The following is a 24,131-nucleotide window of genomic DNA, read 5'->3' on the forward strand; positions in this document are numbered from 1 at the left end:
ATCAACGGATCTGGACTGCATGTCGTGCGGCGACGCCCTTATCGCGGGGCGCCGCCTCACGCATGCATTCATCGGCGATCCACGGTTCGAGGGGATCGACACATCTGAGCAACGGATCGTCGGCAGCAGCTTGGCGTGTCACAGCCGTGCGCCGGCTGGTGTCCTACTCTCGATCGCACCAAACAGGTGGGTCAGATCGAACGGCTGCCAACGAAAAGGACCTTGCTGTGGATGCACGCTTGAAGGCCTTCGGCAACCAGGGCCGGCCGCGAAGGACAGGGGTCGAGATATGAGCGACCACGCCACTGACCCGGCGACCGAGACTTTCGTCGCCCACCGCAACCTGCTCTTCACCGTCGCCTACGAGATGCTCGGATCGGCGGCCGACGCCGAAGACGTCCTCCAGGAAACCTGGCTGCGGTGGGTCAAGGTCGACTTGGCACAGGTGCGCGACCACCGCGCCTACCTGGTCCGGATCACGACCCGGCAGTCGCTCAACCGGCTGCGCACAATGAAGCGCCGCAAGGAGGCGTACGTCGGCCCCTGGCTGCCCGAGCCCCTGCTCACCGCGCCGGACGTGGCCCAGGACGTCGAGCTCGCCGAGAGTGTGTCGATGGCGATGATGCTCGTCCTCGAGACGCTGTCGCCGACCGAGCGCGCCGTCTTCGTGCTGCGCGAGGCCTTCGATGTCGGCTACGACGAGATCGCGGCCGCCGTAGACAAGAGCCCCGCGGCCGTCCGCCAGATCGCGCACCGCGCCCGCCGGCACGTCGATGCCCGCCGCCCTCGCCAGGTGGTCTCCCCGAGCGTGACCTGTGCGGCTCTGGAGTCGTTCCAGCGCGCGCTCGAAACCGGTGACCCGCAGGCCCTCCTTGACGTGCTCGCCCCTGAGGTCGTCCTTGTGAGCGACGGCGGCGGCATCAAGCAGGCCGCGCTGCGGCCGATCACCGGCGCCGAGAAGGTGGCCCGCTTCATGGTCGGTGGTCTCGGCAAGAACGAACGCCCGATCACCGTCGCTCCCACCGTGGTCAACGGCAACCCGGCGCTCCTCGTACACCTGGACGGCGAGATCGACGGCGTCATGGCGATCCGTGTCGAGGACGCCCGCATCACCGGCCTCTACTACGTCCGAAACCCCGAGAAGCTGTCCCGCGTCGAATCCGAGACCCCGCTCACCCTGCGCTGAATACCGGTGGCGGAACAGCCACCCGGGAATCAGGTGCAACGCCGAGGTAGCCTGCGGCCGCTGGTGACGTGACAGAGCACCCAACTCAGGGGAGTGGTTGGACTTCTGCTTGAGTTGCGCGGCGAGCAGGGCAGGGGTGAGCTCAGGGTGCTTGCACTCCCCGTCGGTCCTGAGGATCCAGCGCCGGACAACTCAATGACGCGAAGGCCCCGCCGGCGGCGGGGCCTTCGCACGTGGGGATCCCGCGAGCTGCCGTAGCGGCATCTCGGTTCGTGTCCTACGTCCCGGTGCCGGTGTCATGGACCGAGCCCGTGCTGGTGCCGGAGGTGTCGCCCAGGAAGCAGGTGATCTCGCGGTCACCGAGGATCCAGCTGGCGGACTGCGGGTGGTAGTAGTACACGTCCAGGCTCTCCAGGAGCTTCGGAGAGTCCCCCACATAGTCGGTGAGCAGGGTGCCGCCGCACTTCTCCTCAGCGATCGAGGTTACTTTCTCCGTACCCGGGAACGGCCCGTCCTCCAGGTCGAAGACGGCGTACGCCTCACCCTCGTGAGGCTCGCCGCAGGGCACGACGCGTACGGAGAGGGCGGCCTGGCCGCCGTGTTCGCTGTCGTACTCCGCCAGATCGTCGTCGGTGTTGAAGCAGTCTCCCTCGCGGATGTCCTGCACGTCGCTGGAGCCAGGGCTGGTGACCTGTCCGCCGGTGTCGCGCCTCGGCTCGGGGCCGTCGTCGAGCGCGCCGGAGAGCCCGAGAATGAGAACGAGGGAGTAGAAGGCGAGGGTCACGCCGTGGATGGCGATCGCGGCGACGGCGAAGCCCTTGCCCTTCTCGCCGCGGTTGCGGATCTGAGAGAGGGCGATGACGCCGAGGATCAGGGGGACCAGCGGCAGCGCGCAGACGATCGACATGACGAACGCGACGATGGCCAGCGCGTTGGTCTTCTGCGGCGGGGGGTACCAGCCCTGCGGGCCGCCGTACGGCCCGGGTTGCCCCGGCTGCGCGTATGCCCCCTGCTGCGGGAAGGGCCCTGGAGGCGGCAGTTGTTGCGGTGGTATGGACATGTGCGTGGCACTCGCTTCTTGTACTGAGGGTGAGCCCGCAACCTATAGCCCGGCGGTGACACCGCGGCCGCCGGGTGGGGGTCGTCACCGGATCCCCCACGCTGCCGCCGCTGTCACGACGGCTCGGCCTGCAGACCTGGCACTACGGGCAGCCGCACTTCATCTGCAGGGTCTCGGCGCGTACGAGGTGCACATCCACTTCGCGCCGGACGGCACCATCACCGAGGCCGCCGCCGAGATGCTCATGGGCGCGCCATCTGACGTGCACCGCGGCACGGCACGCGAGCAGGCCACTGATGCGCGGAAGGTCCGGAAACGCCATTGAAGGGCCGCCGCGAGCACCTGACAATTGTCTCGTCGCCACGGAAGCACCGGCCGCGAGTGACACCGAATTCGCCTGTGTCGCCGCACCGTGACGGGGGTCAGTGGTGTTGCGTATTCATTTCACCGCAGACGATCTCGCCCGCACCCGAGTGGCTGCCACGATCGGGGCCGCGGCGGAGACGTATTACAGCCTGGAGATGCTGAACAGGCGCTCCTGCGCGGTGCCCTTCCAAAGATGGCGCGCAACGGTGGCCGGGCAATTGGCGGAGGACACCAAGCCGCTCACCACGCTGCTGCCGGCCCGGGGCCCCGGGCTCGACCTGCTGGCGCTGGCCGGGGACTCGCCCGACATCGACCACGCCGTCGACGGGCTGCTGCGGGCACCGCGCGCACGCGTACGCCGCGAGCTGGAGGCAGTCGCCGTCGACTCCGTCCACTCCTCCTGGGCGCGGAGCGTCGCCGAGGGGGACGCCGAGGCCCGACGGCAGCTGGCGGCGGCCCTCGCGGCCTGTCACCGGGTGACCGTCAGGCCGTACTGGTCCGCCTTCCGGTCGCGCCTCGACGCGGTACGCGCGCACTACGCCCGTACATTCCTGGAAGAAGGCGTCGAAGGCATGCTGGCCGCGGCGTGCCCACCGCTGGTGCGCTGGCGCCCGCCTGTGCTGGAGGTACGACACTCCCGCCCGGTCGAAGTCCACCTGGGCGGGAGAGGGCTGATCCTCGTGCCGACCGTGTTCTCCTGGCGTGAGCTCAGCTTGCTGTACGACCCGTACGACGACGAGTCGGTGCCCCGGCTGACCGTACCGGCGGTGACCGACCTGGCGTCCGGCTCCGCGCTGTGGCGCAGCCAGGGCCACGCCGCCAACGAGGCCCTGGGCGCCCTGCTGGGGCGCACCCGGGCCGCCGCGCTGCACATCGTCGCAGACGGCTGCGGCACCACCGAGCTCGCCGGGCGGCTCGGCGTCACCCCGGCAGCGGCCAGTCAGCACGCGAAGGCGCTGCGCGGCGCGGGTCTCATCACCACCAACCGTCGAGGTGGATCGGTGCTGCACGTGACGACCGCCCTGGGCCGGGAACTGCTGGGCGGGACCTGAGAGCGCGCCGGGCCCGCGGTCCCTTAAGTCGTGGCTTAAGGGCGTGGCCACGGGCGCCCGGTCTCCCGCAACATTCGTGATGTTTCCGGCACTGGGCCGAAGAAGAGGAGTACATGCATGACTGCTTCGACGTCGCCACCGAGCACGAAGTCCCGCCCGCGCCGCGCATGGGAACGTGCGGCGGTCCTCCTGAGCGCCGCAGGGATCGCCTTCGCCACGGCTCAGGCGCCCGCGTTGGCGAGTCCCGGCCAGTGTGCCGACAACCGCCTGTGCGCGTGGTCCGACGACAACTACGCCGGCATCTTCACCGCCTACACCGCCTCCGCGCCTGCTCTCGGCGGCGACAACGACCGGTTCGACTCGCTGTGGAACCGCAACAGCGTCTCCTGGTACGTGTACGTCGACGCTCACAACCAGGGAGCCAAGTACTGCGTACGGCCCGGGTACTCGGTGTCGAAGCTCGGTGACTGGTTCGGCCTCCACGACGAGATCTCGGCCGTGCAGAAGCTGGGCTCTTCGTCCTGCGGGACCGCGCCCCCCATCGGTTCCTACAAGGGCTCCTAGGAAAGGGGGCTGCCGGGTGCGGGTGACATCCGGCAGCCCGTCTCGGCAGCGAAGGCCTACTGGGCCCTGCCCGGTGGATTGCCTCGATTCGACGGGCGCGCCTCAGGGTTGCCAGATTCGAGACAAGGGACGATCGACAATCAGGCAGGCCGAAGGAACGAGCAGCAGGAGGTACCCGTCGTGCTCACCGGTGACAGTTTCAGCAGCAGCACCTTTGCCATCGAACTGGGCAAGTTCCAAGTCGAGACGGTCCAGAGCGTGTCCGGACTGCAACTGGAACAGGACGTCGTCGAGGTCCGGCAGGTGTCCCCTACCGGGGAGCTGCTCGTGCGCAAACAGCCGGGCTCACGCAAGAGCGGTGAGATCACGATCACCCGCGGTATCGACAAGAGCACCGCATTCACCGACTGGATCAAAGCGACGCTGGTAAACGCCGATCTCGACGACGCCCGACAGAACATCACCATCGCTCTGAAAGACGCGAAGAAGCAGACTGTTCGGCGTATCCACCTCAGCAACGCCTGGGCGTCCCGCTGGGAAGGCCCCTCACTTGGGGCTTCTGAGTCCGGGCCGGCAACCGAGCAGGTAGCGATCACCTACGAGGACATCACCGTCGAGTAGGCACGACTGACTCACCGATCAGCATTGATCGTTCGCTCGACTTCGTTGCGGCGCTTGTAGTTCGCCTTGTCGAAGCCGACGGGTCGGTTGCCGCGCTAACACGGCGGCGCAGGCGGTTGGTTCGCTGGTCCTTGCGCTCGGGAATCGTGTGATTGATGACTATCTGGCGGTGTGCACCCGGCCGATGTTCCGGTGGCGATCGGAGGCATCGACTACCAGGTCACGGCCAGCGTAGGCACACTCTGGCGGCTCGAGGTACTCCCGGCCCTGCAGTCGTGTGGTCTGGGCACCATGCTCATCCGGGCCGCGGCGGACCGCATCAGGTCGCGCGGCCTGCACAGGGCCGAGCTGGCGGTGGACGAGAGCGATCCACGGGCCCGGGCCCTGTACGAGCGACTGGGCTACCTGGCCCGCGGTCGCCGACCGGACGCCTGGGACGTCCAGGCGCCCGACGGCTCACTGCTCCGGTACGAGACCATGTGCACGCTGATGCACAAGGACTTGTCGTAGGGGGCGCCGCGTGGCGATGGAAGTGTGGGCACCGATCTTCTTACTCGCAGGCGTCGCCCTCGGCGGCGGCCTGACGGCGCTCTCCCAGCGCGCCACTCAGCGCTCCGCCGAACGGCTGGAGGAACGCCGCCAGGCAGCGGCCACCAGCGCGGCGCGCCGAGCAGAGCAGATGCAGGCGATCAAGGACTTCATCGCCTGCGCCCAGGATGCCGAACGGGCGGCCTACAGCCGTCCCGAGGCTTGGGGCGATGACGAAGACTGGAACAGTGCCGCTTCCGGTGTCATGACCAGGCTTTGGATCGCTGAACGGCACCTAGTGCTGCTCAGCGACGCGGACCTGCACGCCCCTGTGCACACATACGGTCGGGCACTCAACCAGGCGGTGTGGCGAGAGATCGGCGACGTCGAGGTCAACGAGCACCTCGAGGAACACAAGATCGCCTTCATGGCCGCAGCACGCGCGAGCCTCGCATCCCCTTGAGTCCAAGCAAATAGGTGGAACCCCTCCGATCAGGAGCCGCCAAGACGAGCGGCCTCCGACGCTCGTCTCGAAACCCTGAGCAGTTGGGGTACGAAGAGCGACACTGGCCGGATTTCACAGGTTCCCATCATCACTGGAGAGCGACGCGCAGGTCCCGGATGTACCAGTGGAACCGTGTGCCGTCCTTGCTGTGCGGCTGCTTGCCGGGGGTGAATCCTGCCCGCCGCGCGACGGCGGCGGATGCGGGATTCTCCGGATCCACCTGGATCACCGCCTCCTCCCCACCCTCACTGGTTGCGTACTGGGACGCCAGGAGGACCGCGCGGGTAGCCAGGCCACGCCCCCTCCAGGACGGATAGAGGCCGTAGGCGACATTCACCTGGCCGGGAGCCAATCCCTCCCCTGTGAACTGCAAGTCGATCGTCCCCGCGAGTGCCTCGTCGGCGCCTACCCGGATTCCAAAAGCGCGGAGCGGCCCGGCAGTGTCCCACTGTTCCCAGCAGTGCTGGAAGTACGCTTCAACGCCCTCGCGCGTGCCGGGACCACCGTTGAGCCAGCGAACCAGCAGCTCATCCTCCCCCGTGAGATGCGCCTTCACATCGTCCAGGCGCAGCGGCGACAGAGTGATGATCCCGTCGGACAGCTTCACTTCATGCATCCGCCGATTCTTGACGCCGAAGCTGCGTCGCACCAGCGGATTCCGCGAGACGTCGCCCAGAGCTACCCAGGGGATGATCTTGGTGTGGCTGGTGTGATCACGGCGTCGGAGCCGTCTTGGATAGCCCCGTTCACCGGGCTGAGTCCGCGCTGCTTCGGAAGGTTGCTGACCCCACTGCGGCGCGAAGGAGCGGATGCGGTCCGCAGGGGACGACCGTGGAGCCTGCCGTTGGAGGACCGGGTCCTGCTGGTCACTGCGTACTGGCGCACCAACCTGACGCTGCGACAGCTCGCCCCTCTGTTCGGCATCTCGAAGTCTGCGGCCGACCGCATCATCGACCATCTCGCGCTGGCACTCGCACTCCAGCCCCGCAAGCGGTTTCGCGAGGACACCGTCCTGATCGTGGACGACACCCTGGTCCCCACCCGCGACCATGCTGTGGCGGCACAGTCGAATAATTACCGGTACTCCACCAACCACCAGGTGGTCATCGACGCCGACACCTGCCTCGTCGTCGCCATCGGTCGACCGCTGCCCGGCAACCGCAACGACTGCAAGGCATGGGAGGAATCCGGAGCCAAAGCCGCCGCCGGTAAGACGATCACGATTGCGGATGGCGGATACCGCGGCACCGGCCTGGTCATCCCGCACCGCCTCAAGCCTGGTCAGACCGAACTCCCGGAGTGGAAAGAAGAACACAACACCTCCCACCGCAATCGGGTGTGTGCTCATTGCCCGGCTGCAGAGGCTGGCGGCCGGCCTCGTGCGGCGAAGTCCGGCGGCGTTCTAGGGTTGTTGTTCATGTCCCGTACCACGCCGCCTCGCCCTGTCGACCCGGTCTCCCTGTTCCCTGGCTTGGCTGCGCACGAAAGCACGACAACCCGGTTGCATCCCCGGCCGGGCACTCCGGCGTCGACGGACAGTCATGTCGGCGGCCCACTGCTGTGGCCGGCCGGCGAGGCATGGCCGATGTGCACTCAGCCGCACGAGCGCGCCGTGGGGCGACGGCCGCAGGACATCCGGTTGAGGCGGTTTGTGGGTGCGGTGTGGCCGGACGGGGACGAGCGGCGGGAGCTTTTGCGGGTCCTCGACGAGGAGTACCGCGTGGACGGCATGGACGACTGCGATCCGATCCCGATGGTGGGGGCAGCCCAGTTCTTCCGTCGGGACATTCCTGACCTGCCGGCCGGGCCTGACGGCTGCGATCTGCTTCAGCTGTTCTGGTGCCCCTTCGACCGCCATGGCGAGAGCGGGTACGGCATGTCCGTCGAACTGCGCTGGCGGCACTCCGATCAGGTTGCACAACCTCTGCCCCAGACGCCGGAGCCGGAAGTCGTCGGCTTCGACGGGTACGTGCCCGAACCGTGCGTCCTGCATCCCGAGCAAGTGCGTACGTACCCCTACCAAGCTCTGCTTCCAGTGACACTGAAGGCGGTCATCGAGGAGTGGGAAGCTTCGCCCGGACAGTGGCGGGAGGGGGGTTGTCTCTACCAGTACGACCTCTCCATTCCCCCCGGCTGGCGAATCGGCGGCTTCGCGTCGTGGCATCTGACCGATCCGTATCCGATGGACTGCACCGCCTGCCGAAGGCCCATGGAGCTGATCCTGACCGTCGACAGTTCCGAATGGGACGGCGGCACTCACAGCTGGATCCCGAGCGAGGACGGAGACGGCGCCAGGGAGAGGAAGGAAGGGACGCCGACGAAAGTGACCGTGGGCCGCTGGGGTGAACTGAACATCTTCGGCTGCCCCAAGGATCCGGCTCACCCGCACCAATGGAGCATCCAATGACTGCGCCCCTTCTGCTACTGGAGAAGCCCGGGACGGCATGCTGCCGCTGGGTTAAGGATCCCGCAAACACCCGCGTTGTACGGGCCTCCTCCCAACAAGCGCCCAGGGACGGCTGAGCGCGAGGGTCGGCCATCCGCGACGGGCCACCTCCTGGTCGCAGTCCCCAACCAGTGGTTGTGACCAGCGACTTCATGGCCGGACTATCGTCAGCAAATCTTGCAGGCGCATGAGGGCGTCCTGGGCCAAGTCCCGCTCCTCAGCGGCGAGGTGGATCCCTGCGGCCTGGGCGAGCGCAGACGCCACCGTCTCCTCGTCCCCGAGGCGCCCGGCGACATCCGCACGCAGCACAAGGAGCTGAAGCAGCTGCACGCGTGTCGGCTTCTCGTCCTCAAGGCCCAGCACACGGTCGATGATCTTCGCGGCGCTTTCAGGGGCCTCCTTCGAGTCCGTGAGGAGGGACGCGTGGTGCAGAGCCTTCGCGAAGGTCTCCTCGGGTACGGGCTGATGGTGCAGGTCCTCTCGAATCTGCTGCCCTATGCGGATGCAGTTGCCGCCCGGGTCGGTCATGAGGAACTGCCGTACGCCGTATGACATGTCCTTCAGCGGTCCGATGCGCGGCAGCCCTCGGGTCGGGATCCTCCCGTACGCAGCCTTGAGCCCGGCCCGGAATGCCTCGTACAGTCCGTCGACATCATCGGTCAGGACGTAGCACGTACTGAACGACTCGGCCGGCTCGTACTGCTTCACCCCGAAGAACTGGAGCTCGATGCCGCCGCGCTCCACGACCACGTAGGGATTGGGGCTCCGCTGCTGGAATGTCACCTGGAACCCGAGGGCGGTGTAGAAGTCGAGCACGGGCTGGACGGTCCGGCACGGCAGGATCGGGATGGTCTTCTCACTCATGCCAGTACTCTAGTCAAAGTTGACTAGGAGCGCTATCGGGTACCCCACTGTCGGCCCTTGCTGCCGTCCTGCATCACAGGCGAGCGCACGTCCACCAGGAACTCAACGGCTGGGGGTACCCAATCGTGGTCTCAGGAGTTGTGCGGGTGGGTGACAGTCCGGACCGGGTTGTACTTCCCGGAAGGGGCCCAACTCGAGCCTGGCAGGCAATCTCCCTGATGATCCTCGAAGCCCTCCTCGAGCCGGGCAGCGTCGCCCAAAATGCTCCGAGGGCCATCAACATTGCACTGAAGGGGAGTAAAGGGCGGATCGGGAGTTTCAAGGGCGCACGGCCCGCGTCGTCGGGGGAGTAGGTGGCGACCAAGCTGCGCTGGGCAGCTGGCCGCGGACGCAGCCGAGTCGGCGGTCTTGAAGGTATTCGCCGACGAGCCCTGCGAGACCACGGTCGTCCAGTACGCGCCCGCACTGTAGGAGCCGTCAGCCCGGACGGGTTGGGTGAATGAGCGTCCATCGCGCTGCACCTTCAAGGTGTGAATGTTCCTATGGTCGATCTTCGATCCGGACAACCGAAGAATCGCTGCTCGGGCGACGAAACGGCGCCCCTGGAGGCCCGGGGCGCTTCACCTCGGTCCAAGATCACGGCTAGCCCGAACGAGCGGGACGAAAACCGCTGCAAATAGATCATTGTGGACGCAGCATCCGTCGATCATAATTCGCGTGTCAGGTTCGAAACCTGCCTCTGCCATCCGGCCGCCGGCACGATCGGACCTGCGATACCGCTCGCCGTCCCGGCCATCTACGTCGAGTCCCTCCTCCGCATCGGGAAGTGGCTCCGGAGACCGCCCGCCCCAACGCCTTGACCAAGGAAAAGAGCTGACTAGGTGCTGAGCAGTGGTGGGTACTCGGCCATGTTGAGGACTGGTTTCGCGGGGGCGCTGCTCGTCGCCGGCTTCGCAGTCGCCTCGTGTGGCGGCGACGCCGACAAGGCTGACGCGAACGGCGAGGTCACGGTCGTCTACCAGGACAACGCGACCAAGCCGAAGGACCGGCAGGCCGTAGCGGTGATCCGGAAGTCCCGCGTGCTCGAGCAGGTCGCCGAATGGGTGAACAAGTCGGTCGCCCTCCCGCATGACCTGGTCGTGAAAGTCACCGACAAGGTCCCACCGGGGGTTACGGATGCGGTCACCCAGCCCGACGGCAGGACGATCTATGTGCCCCCGGCGTTCCTGACCCAGATCGAAGGGGTCCTCAGCAACGTGGTCAAGACCGTCGAGCGTCCCGCCCTGTTCCCCGAGGCCATGTTCAACGCCGACGACCTGACCGCGCTGTCGACCCAGTTCATCTTCGGCCACGAGATGGGCCACGCTCTGCAGCGTCAGCTTCTGCTTCCGAACCTCGGCCTCGAGGAGGACGCCGCCGACGGGTTCGCGTCGTTCTACACCGTCAACGAGGTTGGGCCGGGGCCGTCACTGGCAGCCGCGATCCTCTTCGACGAGCTCGCCCGCGCGGAGGGCAGGCTGACGCTCGAGGGGCTCTCGAGCGATCACCCCGTCACCCAGCAACGGGTCTTCCACTTCCTTTGCTACCTCGAGGGGAGTGACCCGAAGAAGTTCTACGGGCCCCTGGTCGGTGCAGGTTACCTGCCGAAAACCCGCGCCCCGTTGTGTCCGCAGGCCTGGGCGATGCTGGACTACGGCTGGTGGACCCAACTCCAGCCACATTTCACCGAGGCATTCAAGGACCAGGGCGACAAGACGCAGGAGAACGCACGCGACCAGCTGATCGCGGAGACGAAGGCCTTCGAGAAGCAGCTCGACAAGCTCCGCAGCGAGCAATGAGCATGCAGAGCCATCGGCCCGCATCTCCGGCCGTCCTTCAGCCCGGATCTTGCAACCAGCGCCGGGAAGGTAGGTCGCTCAGGCAGCGGGTGTCGCCGGAAGCGGCGGCTGTGACTCCCTGGAAGGCGCTGCCGCGGCGGCGCCCTGGCCTACCTGGCCGCCTACGCGAAACCCGCGGGGGATGTCTCGGCGCTGCCGCTGGGCAGCAACGGTAAGGTCCGCAGCGACGGCGATCTCGTCTTCTACAACCACCTAGTCCAGGACGGCGTGAGGGTTTCCGATCACACGGTTACGGCTGACCTGGATCGGCTCCCCTACGACGTGGCCACGGTGGTGTTCGTCGCGAGCGTCGACCCGCTTCAGCCCAGGGCGGTCTTCACCACCGTCCCGCGCGTGAGCATCAGCCAGGCCGGCGCGACCGGCATGGCTTTCACCGCCCTGACTTCGGCACCTGCGAAACCGTCGTCGTACTTGCCGAAATCTACCGCCGTGGTGACCTGGAAGGTCCGTGCCATGGGCCAGGGCTACGTATCCGGACTCGTCGGCCTCGCCACTGACTACGGCGTCGACATTGACGACGATGCCGCCATCAGCACCTGCCGACCACGGGCTCGGGCGCTCGCGCGGCGGCCGGACCACCAAGCTGCGCCTGGCCGTCGAGCAGCGCCAGAAACCCAAGAACTCACCGACGCCAACACCGGCCAGTTGACATTGACATCCATCGGGGCATCAAACTCGCCGTCCGATACGAGGCCACCGTTCTTGTCGCAGCCATCAACGAGTGGTTGTGACGTATTGGTCCAACTTCAACTCGAAGAGCCGAACGCGGATGCTGACGATCCGCTTCAGTCCTCGGTCTTCGAACCCGAACCGCACAGCGGCCACAGGCGCCTCCGTGGCCAGACCCTGTCCCCAGTAGGAACGTCCCAGCCGCCAGCCGACCTCAACCGCCGGCGGCACCTCGGGCATGAAGTCGGGTGGAAAGGCCCGTGAACCCGGCCAGCTCACCGGTGGACCCGATCTCCACGTCGAACAGACCGAAGCCCTGCGCCTCCCACTCGCGCTCCATTGCCTCGATCCCGCTGCGGGTCTGCTGTTCGTCTCGGACGTTGCCGTCGCCAATCCATCGCATGACCTCGGGATCGGCATTGACGGCGGCCAGGGGCGCCGCGTCCTCTTCGCGCCAGCAACGCAGGATCGAGCGGGGAGTCTCGAGCGTGACATCCGAGCATGGTGTCTCAAACCCAGGCGCTCCACCAGCCTCACCAGGCACTCGATACAGGCGCCCCGGAACACCCCTCGGCGCCCAGGCGCCACCGGCGGAGCACCCCTGATCCCGCTCAGCCCCCAAGGTGCCCGGAGCCCATGCTCCGGGGGCCCGGTCGTACCGGCGCCAGGGCGGATGTCGACGGTGGTGCGCATGCGCTGCTGGTGTGCTCGCCTCGGGGAAGCTGTCGCGCCCGGTTCCTCGGTCCAACCCGCGACCGTGCTCCGAACCAGGTGCAGTCTCGAACGCCGCTATGCGGAAGCCACAACTTCCCCGGCCATGACCTGGGGAGGGTTGGGGAGCAGGGACGCGAGGTTGTCCCGCACGAAGTCCGCCGCTCTCGAGACCGATTCCTCGGCACCGGCCTGGTCCTGGAAGACGCTGGTCGAGACCATGACTCCGTTCCCGGCATCAACCCAGTAGTAGGCCAAGAAGCCGGGGACCTGGCGCATGAGCGGCACGAACCCCTCGTTCACCAGACGTCCCGCCTCGACTGCATCGGTCACCCCTTCGTACCGTCGGACTGCTGCGTACATGGCCGATCTCCTCGCCGGGTTCCGAGTTCATCCTCTGCTGAGACGCCGTACCCCCGCGACAGCTACCTCGCTCGCGAGGCGTGCGGCATTCACCGGATGGGCCGCCTTTGATGATCCGAACGGCGTCTTCCGGTTATCGATCCTGAAGACGGGCCAAGTCAACCGCTGCCTGAACTACCGACATCGCTTCGCGCAATGGCCCGCCAAGCACTACGCCGTGTAGTCCTAGACGGAGCCGAGTCGACGACAGGCTGGGTGGACAGTGCCGACGCCGACCAATGGCGCCAGGAAGTGCAGCAGATCCTCCAGGCCCTCGACACAGCCGCTGATCACCCACGGTGACAGCGCCAGGGAAAGTGAGCCAAAACCCGGGTCCCGACAGCGAGTGTTCCCGGAGGCACCGCAGGTCTCGCATGAGTGATGTTCATGAATTTTGGTTCTGGCTCAAGTTCCGTGAGGCGGGCACGGTGAGCGACGGACGACGCTCGGATCGGCCTCCCCGAAGTTGCAGCACCTCTGGGACGAGGTCCCCTCCGCAGCACGAGACTTTCTCGCCACAGACGCGCACGACAATCACAGCCTTTGAACTACCTCGCATGACTCAGCGTGACCGGTTCACGGAAAGCGAGCCAGACCCCGAGAACGGACAGCACCCGCCGCCAGCGCACCCGCAGTCGGCCGTCGAGTACGTCGCTGTACGGGTCAAGGCCCGGGCTGCCAAGCTCGCTCTGCGCTTCTCGTGGTGATGCGAGAGCGCCCAGGGGTGTGGTTTCCAATCGGCTCCAGCGCGGCGCTCGAGTGCCGGGTGAGGCGTGCGAGCATGCTGTGGGGGGTGAGAGGCGCACGGCAGCGGGAATGGATTCGATACTCAGGCGGACTGCGGCTCGCGGCATGCCTGGCCGTGGGATTCTGGGCCGTGATCACGTTCTTCAGCGGCAACCTGACCACGTCCGACAAGGTGGGCTTGTTCGGGCTGTTGGTCGTGCTGCTGCCCGTTGCCGACGGAGCGGCCAAAACGCTCAAGCCCTCGACCGATGTCGATCTTGTCAAAGTGTCCGGGCAGCTCGCCGAGGCGGTGGAGGCAGGTGAACTGGCGCAGCGCACGCAGTTGCTGGGCGGCGACAATCAGCCGATCGACGTTGCTTTCACTTCCCGCGCCGCACCATCCCGGGTAGCCACCGGTGCGGCGCCCACCGGCCATCTGAGCCAGATCAGCGACTATTACCGCCGACTTCGACCCCAGCGACTCCTGATCACCGGAGCCGCCGGAGCGGGTAAAACCGTCCTGGCCGTCGAACTCATGCTGAGCTTGCTCGAATGGCGAGAAGCCGACGAACCCGTACCGGTTCGCATGGCCCTGGCCGGCTGGGACACTACCGAGCCACTGGACGTGTGGATGACCGGCGAGCTCGCAGATACGTACCAGCTGAGCAAAACAACAGCCAGGCACTTGATCGACCGACGCTGTGTCCTCCCCGTGCTCGACGGTCTGGACGAAATGGATACCGCAGTCGACGACGCCGGATCGTGCCGCGCTGCTGAAGCCTTGGCCGCCCTCAACCGGTACCAGGCCGGTCGCCACAAAGCGCCCTTGGTGGTGACCTGCCGCACCACCACCTACGACGCGCTTGCGGAAAGAATCCGCTTTCTCGACGCAGCCCGTGTCGAGGTGTCATCCGTGACGGCCACGCAGGCGCAGCGCTTCGTGGCCGCCCGGGTTTTGACCCCTGCCGATTGGCAGCCGGTGGTCGATGATGCGAGACGGCACTCGCAAGGAGCAGCCGCCCACGCACTGTCCACCCCCTGGCTGCTCACTCTGGCGGTGACCGTCTACGAGGCCGACGGCGACCCCTCCGAGCTGCTCCGTTTCACCGACCCTGCGGCGCTGCGCAGCCACCTCCTCGACCGCTTCGTGCCCGCCGCCACCGAACTGCACACGCGTGCAGGCAATCGCGCCTACCAGCCGTATCAGGTCGCGTGCTGGCTCGGGATCCTCGCCCGCTACCTGAGCGACAACGCCCGTGAACGCCGCACCATGGGCGGGCGCCTCCTGCCCAGCACCGACCTGGTTTTGCATCAGTTGTGGCCACTTGCCGGTATGCGTGCGCGAGTGGTCGACATCGCCCTCAGCAGCATCGCCGGACTGGTCATTGTGTCCTGGATGGTGCCCATTGCTTTCGCCGACCCTGCCGCGATCCCCTTCCTCGTGGTCGTGGCGCTGCTGACCATCGGCTGGGTCTGCGTCTCGGCCAGAGTTGCATGGCCGGTTCCCAAGAGCATCTCCCCTAACAAGCTCCGCACCCCGCAGGGGCGGCGCGCCATCGTCGGACCGGTCACCTTCGGAGTCATGGCAGCGCTTGCGTTCACCATGGCCCTCGTCCTGCCGGTCGCCGGAGAACCCGGGTACTCCCTCGTCAGGGACAGCGTCCTTAACCTGGCTGTGTTTCTCGCGATCGCCCTGATCGCAGGCCTCGCGTTCGGTCTCCGGCGCAACCTGGAGACGATGGCATCGAGCAAGGGTCCGAACGCCCTTGTCCGGACAGATCTGCGTTCGGGAACGCTAGTCGGCTTCAGCACCTGGGCTACATTCGCCCTCGTGACGGCGATCAGCACCATCGTGAGCGAGCAATGGTCCCTTGCCGAAGCGCTTGCCTTTTGCATCTTCCTGGTGGGGTTCTTCGGGGGCATCCTGGGCGTTCTCAGCGGAGTCATCTGGGCCGGAGCCTGGCGTCGCTACCTCGCCACGTTGCTCTGCACACGCTCACGCCTGCCGTGGCGCATGGGACGCTTCCTTGCCTGGGCCTCCGACGCTGGTCTGCTCCGGATCGCCGGGAACGCGTACCAGTTCAGACACCTCGAACTCCAAGCCCACCTCGCAGACGCTGAGGCTGCCAGAGCGCATGACGCCCACGCGAGATGGGATGCTCGTCCAAAGAGATAGCCACATTGAGACAGCGCAGCCAGCCCCTGCTGTGCCGCTGGTCAGCGGTGGGGTGACGGGCGCCCCTGCCATTGGCCGCGGAAGCGATCCTCGGGCGCGGTGGCATCGGCGAGGAGTTTGACAGTGTGGTACGTCATGCCGAGTTGGCGTTGGATCGCGCGGCGGCTGTGGTCAGCGGCAAGCAGCGCGTGGACGGCCGCGTAGTTGGCCCGAGTCCGGTCGGCGAACCGGTGGCCGGTGGGCCACGGCGAGCCTGAAGTGTCCATTGGGGCATCGGGCTCCTCAACCGGGCGGGGTGGCTCGGGCGCCGTGCCCGTAGGCAAGCTCGGTGATCGGCGACGCACCGTTCAGCGGCCTCGCCGAGGTTGTGCCACAGATGCCACCGGTCAGCAACCTGGACCGCCTGAGGCGCCCCGGCTGTGGCACCTTCCGCGAAGAATGGAGCTCGATCCCGGTCCGGTTGATGTAGCCGGTGCCGGTGTCGGTGATGAAGTCGAGCAGGTCGCTGCTCCAGACGGTGAACTCCTCGAGGAGGGCCGCGCGTACGGCGCTGGGGGCGGTCAGGTAGAGGCCGGCCTGCCGGTGCCACGCCTCGTCGGTGCGCTTGCCGGCGTAGACGCGGATGTGTCCGCCGCTGTTGCGCTGGGCGCCCTGGTCTTCGACCAGGAGGCTGCCTCATCGCGGCCGGTACATGACCGGGCACCGGGTCAGTCCATCCCCCGCGCGCTGCGCGAGTACGTCAAGCATGCACAGATCCGCGCCTCAGACACCGGCGTCCGCTTCCGCGACTTCACGGACCTTGTCAAGAACACCCCCGCTCTGAACGAGTACACCCATCGGATGTGGATGCGTCACCAGGACGCCCTCGCCCGCGCCGTCGCCCAAGCGACCGGCGCCGAGGCCGACGACCCCCGCTGCGCCGCCCTGGCCCGATTCGCCCTCGAAGCCTCAGCTCTCGCCCTCGACACCGATGACCCAGCGCGGGCTGTCGACGCCGCCTTCGGCCTCCTCGAACACGGCTGGAACGCCACATAGCCCAACCCCCGGTGCATGTGCGGCCAGCAGGTTGAACAGGCGCGATGGGACTGATTACCCTGCCTCGTCGTCGATGTCCTCCCCATGTCCGGTTCCATCGGAACCGCACCCACCTACACGTAGCGGTCCATTGGCTCCGCAGCGTACGAGCCGTCGATGAGCAGCGCGTTGGTCAGCTCGAACCGTTCGGCGCGACCGCCGTCCCGGTAGGTGATGGCGGTTCGGGCCGGCTTGGTGCTGATGATTTGGATCGGAGTACCGTCGGGCGTGACGGTGCCGAGCAGGGTGTACGGCGGAGTTTGTGAGTGTCCGCCGCAGTTGCGCTGTTGGGGGGTGCGCCGGTTCGCCGTGCCAGGAGTCGTCGGGCTCCCCAGGTGGCGAGCCCAACGACCACGGCGACGGTGAGGCCGCCGAGGAACTCCGGTAGTGACCTGAGTCGTTGATGCCTCGGTAGTAGCAGGCGAGGAGGGCCAGGGGTTGGTGCGACGCGTGCGCAACTCGCCGACGCCGAATAGAGATTTATCGAGACGTTCCTGCCGGTCGGCAGGTTCGGTCCCACCCCGGGGGATGGGACTTGGGTGCCGCCAGCTGCCCCCGCTAGAGCTAGTGGGAACCCTCCAAGCCCGGCTAGACATCGTTGTGCCGGTCAAGATCCCCGTGTTCATCCGCACGGCCGCAGACTTGCAGGACGGGTGGCCGAGGCGGCCGCCGCGTCCTTGTCCGCGACGACACCTGGGACACCACACCGTGAGCGAACGCGTCATTGCGCCCAAGAGCCGGGGCTTCCTGTTCCTCGACTCCCATCCTGGCGGCTGCCGACAGCTGGTGGACGAGATGTGGCAGGCCGTCCCCGCCCCGGTCACCGCCGGGGGCGAAGGGCCGGTGGCTCTGGTCATCGGCTCGTCCGCCGGGTATGGCCTGGCCGCTACGATCGCGGGCCTGGCCCGTGTCGGTATCCGTGGCATCGGCGTGTGCTTCGAGAAGGCGCCCGCGCGGCGCACCGGCACGGCCGGCTGGTACCGCACCGCCGCCACCGCCCGGCTCGCCCAACAGCACGGGCGGGACATGGTCTTCCTCAATGGCGATGCGTTCAGCGACACGGTGAAGGAGCAGGTTGCCGACCTCCTCGCCGAGCGGTTTGGGGGACGACTCGACTTCCTGATCTACTCGGTGGCCGCGCCTCGCCGCACCGACCCGGACACCGGCAACGTGTACGCCTCGGTCCTCAAGCCGATCGGCTCGCCGTACACCACCAAGACCCTCGTCTTCGACGAGTACGGCGCCCCGGAGGTGAAGGAGGTCACCACCGCGCCGGACGAGGGCGACGACATCGAGCAGACCGTGGCGGTGATGGGCGGCACCGACTGGGAACGGTGGATCACGTTCCTGGCCGACCGGTCCCTGCTCGCCGACGGCTTCACGACCGCCGCCCTGTCCTACATCGGCTCGCCGCTCACCGCGGCGATTTACCGGCAGGGCACCATCGGCGCCGCAAAGTCCCATCTGGAAGCCACCGCACGCACGTTGGACGAGCGCCTAGGCAAGACCCTGGGCGGCCGGGCCGTGACCTCGGTCAACGCCGCTGCCGTCACTCAGTCCTCCACCGCCATCCCCGGCATCGCCCTGTACGTCGGTCTGCTGCGCGGCGTCCTCGGCGACGCCATGGTGGCCCCGATCGGTCAACTGGTGGAGCTGTGGGACCAGCTGACCGGCGCCCGCCCCCTCGACCTCGACGACGAGGGCCGGGTCCGCCTCGACACCTGGGAACTCGACCCCGCCGTGCAGAACGCCGTCGCCGGACGCTGGAGCACCGCCACCAGCGACACCATCACCGAACTCGCCGACCTCGACTGGTTCAGCGACGAAGTCCGCCGCCTCTACGGCTTCTCTGTCCCCGGCGTCGACTACACCGCCGCCGTCGAAACCGACGTCCCCTGGCCCACTCTCACCATCTGACCCGCGCCACGAACGCCCCGGATCGCGTCGTAGAACGAGGTCGCGGCGCCAGCCCTAGTGACCTGGGCCGTTGATGCGTCGGCAGTAGCTGGCGAGGCTGTTGAGGATCTGGTCGCCGGTCTTGTGCCGCACATGTGGGCGGGGGTTGGCGTTCCAGTCTTTGATCCAAGCGCGGATGTCGCGTTCGAGGGCGGGGACCGAGCGGTGGACGCTGCGCTGGAGCTTCTTGCAGGTGAGCTCGGCGAACCACCGCTCGACCAGGTTCAGCCAGGACGAGCCGGTCGGGGTGAAGTGCAGGTGGAAGCGGGGTTGGGCCAGCAGCCACCTCCGGACCGGCTCCGTCTTGTGGGTGCCGTAGTTGTCGGGGACGGCGGCCGTGCCGAGAGTCATCGCCCTCAGACGAATGCGGCCATTCGTATGCGCCATCTACGCCAAAGCAGTTGCCAGCATCGGGCCCGTACCGGACTATCCCCTCCCGTGATTACCATCGATAAGAACCAGGCCGATGCCTCTGACGCAGCCCGCCCGCTCGTGCTGGTAACCGGCGTGGGCCGAACCGTCGGCATCGGCGCAGGTATCGCCCGTCAACTGGCAGTCTCTGGCTGGGACATCGCCTTTACGTATTGGACCCCTTATGACAAGCGCATGCTCTGGGGGGTTGAGCAAGGGGCAACCGCCGCGATCGACGGTGCCCTTGCCGACCACGGCGCGAGCACTGCGGCGATCGAAGCGGACCTCGCCGATCCCGGTGCCCCCGCGCGAATCTTCAACGAGGCTGAACGCCGGCTGGGAAAGGTCACAGCCCTGGTGATGTGCCACTGCGAGTCCGTCGACTCCGGCCTGCTCGACACCACCCTCGAAAGCTTCGACCGGCACTTCGCCGTCAACGCACGCGCCACCTGGCTGTTGATCCGCGAGTACGGCCTGCGCTTTCGCGGCACCAACGGAACAGGCCGGATCGTCAGCCTCACCAGTGACCACACCGTCGGCAACCTGCCCTATGGCGCGAGCAAGGGCGCCCTGGACCGCATCACCTTGGCCGCGGCCCAGGAATTCGCCCACCTGGGCGTCACCGCCAATGTCATCAACCCCGGGCCGATCGATACGGGCTGGATGGCCACAGAAGTGCAGGAGAGCTGCATCACCCAGACGCCGCTCGCCCGCCTCGGCACGCCGCAGGACACCGCGCACCTCGTGGACTTCCTGTGCTCACGACAAGGCCAGTGGATCAACGGTCAACTGCTGAAAAGCAACGGTGGCTTCGGCTAGGCCCGTCACACTGCGTGCGCGAGCCGCAGTTGTTGCGCCAGAACCCGAGAAAGGACATCGCTTCGACAGCGGTTCGGGAGGCACCAGGCTGTCGGGACCGGACCGGAGTGTTCACGAGTATCGACAGCGCTGGGCCCCCTGAAAGGGCGACTGTGACCGTCGCTCGCCGACGGCAAAGGTGCCGGTGGCTGGTCGCGGGCACTCATCGCGGCTTGCCTGGTGGAGCCGAGCGGTGGATGGCAGGGCCGAGCCCCTCCGTCGGGGGCTCAGATCTGTTGGTCGTTGCTGTGGCGGCCGAGGCCGCGGCCGAAGCGTTCAGAGATGGCCGGCATCAGGCTCTCGCCGTCGGCAGGGCGGTCCAGGCCGAAGACGTAGCCGGGGAAGTCCAGGTTCTTCTGCACCGCCCAGATCCCGTCGTGGTCCTCCGGCGGAAGGATGCGCACCGGGTCGCCGACGGCGACCCAGCCGATCGGCACCATCGAGTCGGCGGGCAGCACGGTGCGCAGATGCACGATGCCGTTGATCCGCACCTCGGAGCGGGTCCCGATCCGTGCTCCGTTGAAGACGCGGCTGCCGGTGGCCAGAAAGACCTCGTCCTCGACCCGGCAGCCGGTCAGGTAGGAGGTGGGGCCCACCAGGACCTGCCGTCCCAGAATCAGCGGATCCCGTCGGGTACCACGCAGGACCGCGTTCTCCATCACGATGCTGCCCTCACCCAGCTCCACTGGCCCGCTCTCGGCAGTGAGCACCGCACCGAACAGCACCCGGCACCCGGCCCCCACCCGCACGTCCCCGCACAGCGTGGCGGTCGGAGCAACATAGGCCGTGGGGTGGACCGTCGGCGAACAACCCTCATGAGCGATCAGCATGGCCGCGATCATGCCGCGCCCCGGGGCGCTGGCGCACACCATTCCACCAGGCAAGACCCGCGCCGCCTCCTGATAAGGCAACTTACCGGAAGTCAAATCCTGGAGGGTGGCCCTCTGCGGCCGCGAGGCAGAGATCGGCCACTTCACTCACGACTGGCTGGGCATCTCCAGAGCAAACGAGTGGCGCGAATCCGTGTCCACCGCTCTCCTGGGGCAGGTGGGAGGAGTGAGAGTTCGCGGATCAAGGTCCGTTTGCGGCCGAATCGCAGGTGATCGATTACCTCAAGCGGGAAGCCCGTACCGTCCATCGCCAGCCTCAGCCGCTGTGGCTCCACAAGGTGAACGGAACCAGGGTCAACCTGCTGGGCAAACCTGTACCGACTGCGCTGGGACTGACGCAGGAGGACCTGATCACCGGCGGCAGCCGCCCCGAAGACAACGTGCTTCGCGGGGAGTTCAACGACCCCCGGCTGGCCGCACTGCTGCGCACCCTCGACGACACCGCCGTCCTCGCCTGGGCCTATCCCGGGATCGCCACGCCCAGCAGGGCAACCAGGACCACCACGTCGAGTACCTGATGCCGCGTCGGCTCAGGCGGCAGCGCCGGCCCCGCGTCACCCGCGAAGCTGAGCGCTCCGGCATCACGGGGCGATCGCTGCCGCCCTCTGCTGGTCGGTCGCGCGCTCCAGCTGCTCCACGCCGTACCTCCGTCGCGAACGGACTTCCGTGTAAGACGGAGCCCCGTCGACGAGGACGAGGGCTCCGCTCTTTGGTACGACTCGTCACAGGTACCGGCGCATGCGGCGCTGACTGGCCAGGTCGGTTCCAGTTGGACCCGTTGGCCCTAACGGGCCCAACGGCAGGAAGGCCCGCTCAGCCGCGGCGGACCACAACGGCACGGAAGTCACCGCCGGCTCTCACTCCGCAGGGTGCAAGCTCCTGCAGAGCGGCGGGCAGTTCTCGCCGGGCACGCTTGTGTGCTGGCCCTCGGCGTCCTGGACGGCTGCGGCAGCGAGATCGTCGACGCCTCGGACCTTGCGGTTGCGCAGCCAGGTCGCCAGCCGATGGGCGCCGGTTCTGCGGAGGGCGGCCGGGGTCTGGTAACCCGTCAGCAGTAGCAGCGGGCCGGCGTTGATGAGATCCAGCGCCCGTTCAGGGCGGGGAAGATGCCGGTGAGGTGGCCGCGGGGGCGGTTGATAGCTCGGGTGCGGTCGTCCGTGAGATCACGGCGGTGAGCCAGTGAGGACCTTCAGCTCGGTGATCAGCTCGTCGCCGGGCCGCAGAGGGGTCAGGTCGCGGCGGATGCGGGCCTGGTCGGCGGTGATCGCCGCATCCTTCGCGTCGGTCTTGCCGTCACCCCGGCTGCATGCCGTAGTGCCTCCAGAACCGCCAAGCCCCGAAATCGGTACAACAGCGGGTTCCACGATTCTCTGGAAGTGATGCTCGCGGATGGGCGCGCCAGGGCCGGCCAGGCGGTCGATCCCCGATTCGCTCAGCTCCGGACCAGGATGATGAAACAGCTCACGATCAGGATCAGGAACCCGCCGACTACCAGGAGAGCCAGTATCGTACGGAAGCCTTCGGTGAGCCGTTCAGCGGTTGTAGGTGGCGGAATTCGAACGGTTCCCACCTCGACCTTCTGCGCCAGCGCGTAGACGGTGTCGGTGGGGTAGCGTTCCTCGCCGCTGAGCAGCTCGCGTTCCGGGCGGATACCGAATCGCTTCAGCAAGTGATCGAACTGAACCGTGGACGTCGGGGGGAACAACCTACGGGCGTCGTGGTAGCCGACCGTGCGCCCAGCAGGCCTGTTGATCATGCTATGCCCCCATCCCGGATTTCACCGCGCACCACAACTCTCGGTGCTGGCAGCCCCGTTGCCAAGGCCACGGTCGACGGTGTACGAGCACCTCGACAAGCCCAAGGCCATCCCCCGCCAGCCCAAAAAGACCACGGCCACGAAGCCCTGACCGAGATTCGATCAAGAACCCTGTTCGAACCACCAGACTCCGCGATAGGTAACTACGCGCCAGTCCCCGACCCTACTCACGGTCTGCGCTGATGTGCCCCAAGCCGGACCCCTGTGGCGGTCACCCGCGTGCTCGGCTGCGACGAAGCCACCCGCACCCGTCTCGCCGCCGAGATCCACGGGTCCTGTCAGCGGCCTGAAGCCCGCATCCCGCCGAGGCAGAGGTGTGCCGCGTTGAGCAGCTGGCCGATGGCCAGTTCCCCCGGGGGCGCGGCGGGCGAGGAAGGTACGGACCAGATCGTTCACCCGCGACACCGCGTCGGGGCCGATGTGGGTGGCGACGATGGCGCGCAGCTGGCGAGGAGGCGTCGACGCAGGCTGGGGGCACCACCCGCAGCCACTCTCTCCTGTCGACAACTGGAGCTCGGCAGACGGGTATCGACCCCGGGACCGGCCGGGACTAATGAGTTCCCCCGCGATTGAGACGGGGGGTGAAGCGGGCGATGGTGTGGTGTCAGCCCGCCCCTTCGCCGTCCTGGCAGGATAGCGGCATGGAACATGTGCTTGGAATCGGTGGATACTTCATGCGGGCCGCCGACCCGGCGGCCCTGAGCGCGTGGTATCGCGATTGCCTAGGCCTGGACGCCGATGAGAACGGCCTGTGGCGTCAGGGAGCCGGGCCGACGGCGTTCGCGACGTTCGAGTCCGAGACCGACTACTTCGGGTCCCGCGCCCAGCAAACCATGCTCAACTTCCGGGTCCGCGACCTGGATGCGATGCTCGCGCAATTGCGAGCCAAGGGAGCGGACGTGGCCAAAGAAACGCAGGACATGGAGGGTGTCGGTCGATTCGGCTGGGTCACCGATCCTGAAGGCAATCGGGTCGAGCTGTGGCAGCCCGCCTGACCGCGTCTTTACGTAGGCGGTGACGTGCTGGTGGACTACTAGGTGTCGAGGTGTGAACTTCGCGGCCATGTTCCATTACGCCTTCTGCAAGCTGTCACGGGAACACCTCGGCGAGCTTGTCACCGAACTCGCGCCGCAGTGGGAGGCGCGATGCGAGTCCGGACCCCGCCAGCGCCGCGGCGACCGGCGGCGCCAGGTCGGCGCTGTCCTGCTGCACGATCACCACGCCGAGCGGAGCGGCGTGCCGTCCTGCGGTGGATGTCGTCAGTCACACCGGTGGTGGCACCACGGGCTGTTCGGATGGCCTGAGTCGGGCGTCAGGATCGGCGCAGTGACGTGATCACGAATGCGGGGATC

At 67.2% G+C, this 24,131-nt stretch carries 26 protein-coding genes and 6 pseudogenes; 17 read left to right on the plus strand and 15 right to left on the minus strand.

All coding sequences use genetic code 11. From position 1 onward, the window contains the following. The first annotated feature begins 289 nt into the window (after window positions 1–289). Window positions 290–1,186 carry an RNA polymerase sigma-70 factor gene (locus ACFYWI_RS34830; protein WP_389239794.1) on the plus strand — a complete coding sequence of 299 codons (897 nt, stop codon included), beginning with the start codon at window positions 290–292 and terminating at the stop codon, window positions 1,184–1,186. A gap of 277 nt (window positions 1,187–1,463) precedes the next feature. Here ACFYWI_RS34830 and ACFYWI_RS34835 read toward each other — a convergent pair whose 3' ends face one another. Then, window positions 1,464–2,246: a DUF4190 domain-containing protein gene (locus ACFYWI_RS34835; RefSeq protein ID WP_389239796.1), complete on the minus strand. Its 783-nt coding sequence runs from the start codon at window positions 2,244–2,246 to the stop codon at window positions 1,464–1,466. 142 nt (window positions 2,247–2,388) lie between these two features. Further along, window positions 2,389–2,514, minus strand: coding sequence for a hypothetical protein (locus ACFYWI_RS34840; RefSeq protein ID WP_389239797.1), 126 nt, complete (start codon window positions 2,512–2,514; stop codon window positions 2,389–2,391). Between the two features lie 160 nt (window positions 2,515–2,674). On the opposite strand from ACFYWI_RS34840, the gene ACFYWI_RS34845 reads away from it, so the two are divergent. The 3 genes from ACFYWI_RS34845 (at window position 2,675) to ACFYWI_RS34855 (ending at window position 4,849) form a co-directional block, all read left to right on the plus strand. Continuing rightward, window positions 2,675–3,664, plus strand: a complete 990-nt coding sequence (locus tag ACFYWI_RS34845) for an ArsR/SmtB family transcription factor (RefSeq protein ID WP_389239798.1) — start codon at window positions 2,675–2,677, stop codon at window positions 3,662–3,664. Window positions 3,665–3,781: 117 nt separating this feature from the next. Next, entirely contained in the window at window positions 3,782–4,228 is a 447-nt protein-coding gene (locus ACFYWI_RS34850) for a peptidase inhibitor family I36 protein (RefSeq protein WP_389239799.1), read from the plus strand. Window positions 4,229–4,408: 180 nt separating this feature from the next. Continuing rightward, window positions 4,409–4,849 carry a phage tail protein gene (locus ACFYWI_RS34855; RefSeq protein WP_389239800.1) on the plus strand — a complete coding sequence of 147 codons (441 nt, stop codon included), beginning with the start codon at window positions 4,409–4,411 and terminating at the stop codon, window positions 4,847–4,849. A 23-nt stretch (window positions 4,850–4,872) separates the two neighbouring features. Here ACFYWI_RS34855 and ACFYWI_RS34860 read toward each other — a convergent pair. Next, a pseudogene (locus tag ACFYWI_RS34860) lies at window positions 4,873–5,006 on the minus strand (IS5/IS1182 family transposase); the annotation flags it as partial. On the opposite strand from ACFYWI_RS34860, the pseudogene ACFYWI_RS34865 reads away from it, so the two are divergent. Beyond that, a pseudogene (locus tag ACFYWI_RS34865) lies at window positions 5,007–5,359 on the plus strand (GNAT family N-acetyltransferase); the annotation flags it as partial. A gap of 10 nt (window positions 5,360–5,369) precedes the next feature. Beyond that, the gene (locus ACFYWI_RS34870) at window positions 5,370–5,840 is read left to right on the plus strand and encodes a hypothetical protein (RefSeq protein WP_389239801.1); all 471 of its coding nucleotides are present in this window, start codon (window positions 5,370–5,372) and stop codon (window positions 5,838–5,840) included. A 130-nt stretch (window positions 5,841–5,970) separates the two neighbouring features. On the opposite strand, the gene ACFYWI_RS34875 is transcribed toward ACFYWI_RS34870, so the two are convergent. Beyond that, a complete protein-coding gene (locus tag ACFYWI_RS34875) occupies window positions 5,971–6,531 on the minus strand; it encodes a GNAT family N-acetyltransferase (protein WP_389239802.1) in 561 nt (186 codons plus the stop codon). 51 nt (window positions 6,532–6,582) lie between these two features. On the opposite strand from ACFYWI_RS34875, the pseudogene ACFYWI_RS34880 reads away from it, so the two are divergent. Beyond that, window positions 6,583–7,212 (plus strand): annotated as a pseudogene (locus tag ACFYWI_RS34880) (transposase family protein); the annotation flags it as partial. Window positions 7,213–8,478: 1,266 nt separating this feature from the next. Here ACFYWI_RS34880 and ACFYWI_RS34885 read toward each other — a convergent pair. Next, window positions 8,479–9,192, minus strand: coding sequence for a bleomycin resistance protein (locus ACFYWI_RS34885; RefSeq protein WP_389239803.1), 714 nt, complete (start codon window positions 9,190–9,192; stop codon window positions 8,479–8,481). A gap of 908 nt (window positions 9,193–10,100) precedes the next feature. On the opposite strand from ACFYWI_RS34885, the gene ACFYWI_RS34890 reads away from it, so the two are divergent. Beyond that, window positions 10,101–11,030: a DUF4344 domain-containing metallopeptidase gene (locus ACFYWI_RS34890; RefSeq protein ID WP_389239804.1), complete on the plus strand. Its 930-nt coding sequence runs from the start codon at window positions 10,101–10,103 to the stop codon at window positions 11,028–11,030. Window positions 11,031–11,228: 198 nt separating this feature from the next. After that, window positions 11,229–11,369, plus strand: a pseudogene (locus ACFYWI_RS34895) (toxic cation resistance protein); the annotation flags it as partial. A gap of 20 nt (window positions 11,370–11,389) precedes the next feature. Here ACFYWI_RS34895 and ACFYWI_RS34900 read toward each other — a convergent pair. The 4 genes from ACFYWI_RS34900 to ACFYWI_RS34915 form a co-directional block, all read right to left on the minus strand. Further along, a complete protein-coding gene (locus ACFYWI_RS34900; protein WP_389239805.1) occupies window positions 11,390–11,545 on the minus strand; it encodes a hypothetical protein in 156 nt (51 codons plus the stop codon). A 259-nt stretch (window positions 11,546–11,804) separates the two neighbouring features. Continuing rightward, window positions 11,805–11,999 (minus strand): GNAT family N-acetyltransferase, encoded by a 195-nt coding sequence (locus ACFYWI_RS34905; protein ID WP_389239806.1) that lies wholly within the window; start codon window positions 11,997–11,999, stop codon window positions 11,805–11,807. Continuing rightward, on the minus strand, window positions 11,974–12,303 hold the full coding sequence (locus ACFYWI_RS34910; RefSeq protein ID WP_389239807.1) for a GNAT family N-acetyltransferase: 330 nt from the start codon (window positions 12,301–12,303) through the stop codon (window positions 11,974–11,976). The genes ACFYWI_RS34905 and ACFYWI_RS34910 overlap by 26 nt, the downstream gene beginning before the upstream one ends. Before the next feature lie 245 nt (window positions 12,304–12,548). Next, window positions 12,549–12,833, minus strand: coding sequence for a hypothetical protein (locus tag ACFYWI_RS34915; protein ID WP_389239808.1), 285 nt, complete (start codon window positions 12,831–12,833; stop codon window positions 12,549–12,551). Between the two features lie 165 nt (window positions 12,834–12,998). Here ACFYWI_RS34915 and ACFYWI_RS34920 point away from each other — a divergent pair, with 165 nt between their 5' ends. From ACFYWI_RS34920 to ACFYWI_RS34930, 3 genes are all read left to right on the plus strand, one after another. Then, window positions 12,999–13,175, plus strand: a complete 177-nt coding sequence (locus ACFYWI_RS34920) for a DUF4259 domain-containing protein (protein ID WP_389239821.1) — start codon at window positions 12,999–13,001, stop codon at window positions 13,173–13,175. A 254-nt stretch (window positions 13,176–13,429) separates the two neighbouring features. Next, complete coding sequence (locus ACFYWI_RS34925; protein WP_389239809.1) at window positions 13,430–13,579, plus strand: hypothetical protein; 150 nt, start codon at window positions 13,430–13,432, stop codon at window positions 13,577–13,579. Window positions 13,580–13,749: 170 nt separating this feature from the next. Beyond that, window positions 13,750–15,774 carry an NACHT domain-containing protein gene (locus tag ACFYWI_RS34930; RefSeq protein ID WP_389239810.1) on the plus strand — a complete coding sequence of 675 codons (2,025 nt, stop codon included), beginning with the start codon at window positions 13,750–13,752 and terminating at the stop codon, window positions 15,772–15,774. Window positions 15,775–15,815: 41 nt separating this feature from the next. On the opposite strand, the gene ACFYWI_RS34935 is transcribed toward ACFYWI_RS34930, so the two are convergent. Further along, the gene (locus ACFYWI_RS34935) at window positions 15,816–16,040 is read right to left on the minus strand and encodes a hypothetical protein (protein ID WP_389239811.1); all 225 of its coding nucleotides are present in this window, start codon (window positions 16,038–16,040) and stop codon (window positions 15,816–15,818) included. Window positions 16,041–16,212: 172 nt separating this feature from the next. Here ACFYWI_RS34935 and ACFYWI_RS34940 point away from each other — a divergent pair, with 172 nt between their 5' ends. Together ACFYWI_RS34940 and fabV are read left to right on the plus strand one after the other, a co-directional pair. Further along, a complete protein-coding gene (locus ACFYWI_RS34940) occupies window positions 16,213–16,809 on the plus strand; it encodes a hypothetical protein (RefSeq protein WP_389239812.1) in 597 nt (198 codons plus the stop codon). 747 nt (window positions 16,810–17,556) lie between these two features. Then, window positions 17,557–18,765 carry an enoyl-[acyl-carrier-protein] reductase FabV gene (gene fabV / locus ACFYWI_RS34945; RefSeq protein ID WP_389239813.1) on the plus strand — a complete coding sequence of 403 codons (1,209 nt, stop codon included), beginning with the start codon at window positions 17,557–17,559 and terminating at the stop codon, window positions 18,763–18,765. A 54-nt stretch (window positions 18,766–18,819) separates the two neighbouring features. Here the strand turns inward: fabV and ACFYWI_RS34950 are convergent. Next, window positions 18,820–19,134, minus strand: a pseudogene (locus tag ACFYWI_RS34950) (transposase); the annotation flags it as partial. Between the two features lie 108 nt (window positions 19,135–19,242). On the opposite strand from ACFYWI_RS34950, the gene ACFYWI_RS34955 reads away from it, so the two are divergent. After that, window positions 19,243–20,034 carry an SDR family oxidoreductase gene (locus tag ACFYWI_RS34955; RefSeq protein ID WP_389239814.1) on the plus strand — a complete coding sequence of 264 codons (792 nt, stop codon included), beginning with the start codon at window positions 19,243–19,245 and terminating at the stop codon, window positions 20,032–20,034. Between the two features lie 266 nt (window positions 20,035–20,300). Here ACFYWI_RS34955 and ACFYWI_RS34960 read toward each other — a convergent pair whose 3' ends face one another. Further along, window positions 20,301–20,903, minus strand: coding sequence for a gamma carbonic anhydrase family protein (locus ACFYWI_RS34960; RefSeq protein ID WP_389239815.1), 603 nt, complete (start codon window positions 20,901–20,903; stop codon window positions 20,301–20,303). Window positions 20,904–21,172: 269 nt separating this feature from the next. On the opposite strand from ACFYWI_RS34960, the gene ACFYWI_RS34965 reads away from it, so the two are divergent. Then, on the plus strand, window positions 21,173–21,481 hold the full coding sequence (locus ACFYWI_RS34965; RefSeq protein WP_389239816.1) for a hypothetical protein: 309 nt from the start codon (window positions 21,173–21,175) through the stop codon (window positions 21,479–21,481). Between the two features lie 381 nt (window positions 21,482–21,862). Here ACFYWI_RS34965 and ACFYWI_RS34970 read toward each other — a convergent pair. Continuing rightward, a pseudogene (locus tag ACFYWI_RS34970) lies at window positions 21,863–22,264 on the minus strand (transposase); the annotation flags it as partial. 131 nt (window positions 22,265–22,395) lie between these two features. Beyond that, the gene (locus ACFYWI_RS34975; RefSeq protein ID WP_389239817.1) at window positions 22,396–22,632 is read right to left on the minus strand and encodes a hypothetical protein; all 237 of its coding nucleotides are present in this window, start codon (window positions 22,630–22,632) and stop codon (window positions 22,396–22,398) included. 788 nt (window positions 22,633–23,420) lie between these two features. Here ACFYWI_RS34975 and ACFYWI_RS34980 point away from each other — a divergent pair. After that, on the plus strand, window positions 23,421–23,774 hold the full coding sequence (locus tag ACFYWI_RS34980; RefSeq protein ID WP_389239818.1) for a VOC family protein: 354 nt from the start codon (window positions 23,421–23,423) through the stop codon (window positions 23,772–23,774). Window positions 23,775–23,868: 94 nt separating this feature from the next. Here ACFYWI_RS34980 and ACFYWI_RS34985 read toward each other — a convergent pair whose 3' ends face one another. Continuing rightward, on the minus strand, window positions 23,869–23,997 hold the full coding sequence (locus tag ACFYWI_RS34985) for a hypothetical protein (protein WP_389239819.1): 129 nt from the start codon (window positions 23,995–23,997) through the stop codon (window positions 23,869–23,871). Window positions 23,998–24,131 lie beyond the last annotated feature (134 nt).

This window comes from Streptomyces sp. NPDC002889 (assembly GCF_042888425.1).
In the GTDB taxonomy this organism is placed as follows: domain Bacteria; phylum Actinomycetota; class Actinomycetes; order Streptomycetales; family Streptomycetaceae; genus Streptomyces.

Bases quoted from the DNA above. Each gene is read 5' to 3' on its own strand.
- ACFYWI_RS34890 (WP_389239804.1), top strand. From the start codon at position 10,101: ATGTTGAGGACTGGTTTCGCGGGGGCGCTGCTCGTCGCCGGCTTCGCA.
- ACFYWI_RS34905 (WP_389239806.1), bottom strand. From the start codon at position 11,999: ATGCCCGAGGTGCCGCCGGCGGTTGAGGTCGGCTGGCGGCTGGGACGT.
- ACFYWI_RS34900 (WP_389239805.1), bottom strand. From the start codon at position 11,545: ATGGCACGGACCTTCCAGGTCACCACGGCGGTAGATTTCGGCAAGTAC.
- ACFYWI_RS34835 (WP_389239796.1), bottom strand. From the start codon at position 2,246: ATGTCCATACCACCGCAACAACTGCCGCCTCCAGGGCCCTTCCCGCAG.
- ACFYWI_RS34960 (WP_389239815.1), bottom strand. From the start codon at position 20,903: ATGCTGATCGCTCATGAGGGTTGTTCGCCGACGGTCCACCCCACGGCC.
- ACFYWI_RS34925 (WP_389239809.1), top strand. From the start codon at position 13,430: ATGACTCAGCGTGACCGGTTCACGGAAAGCGAGCCAGACCCCGAGAAC.
- ACFYWI_RS34850 (WP_389239799.1), top strand. From the start codon at position 3,782: ATGACTGCTTCGACGTCGCCACCGAGCACGAAGTCCCGCCCGCGCCGC.
- ACFYWI_RS34935 (WP_389239811.1), bottom strand. From the start codon at position 16,040: ATGGACACTTCAGGCTCGCCGTGGCCCACCGGCCACCGGTTCGCCGAC.
- ACFYWI_RS34940 (WP_389239812.1), top strand. From the start codon at position 16,213: ATGGAGCTCGATCCCGGTCCGGTTGATGTAGCCGGTGCCGGTGTCGGT.
- ACFYWI_RS34885 (WP_389239803.1), bottom strand. From the start codon at position 9,192: ATGAGTGAGAAGACCATCCCGATCCTGCCGTGCCGGACCGTCCAGCCC.
- ACFYWI_RS34830 (WP_389239794.1), top strand. From the start codon at position 290: ATGAGCGACCACGCCACTGACCCGGCGACCGAGACTTTCGTCGCCCAC.
- ACFYWI_RS34980 (WP_389239818.1), top strand. From the start codon at position 23,421: ATGGAACATGTGCTTGGAATCGGTGGATACTTCATGCGGGCCGCCGAC.
- ACFYWI_RS34915 (WP_389239808.1), bottom strand. From the start codon at position 12,833: ATGTACGCAGCAGTCCGACGGTACGAAGGGGTGACCGATGCAGTCGAG.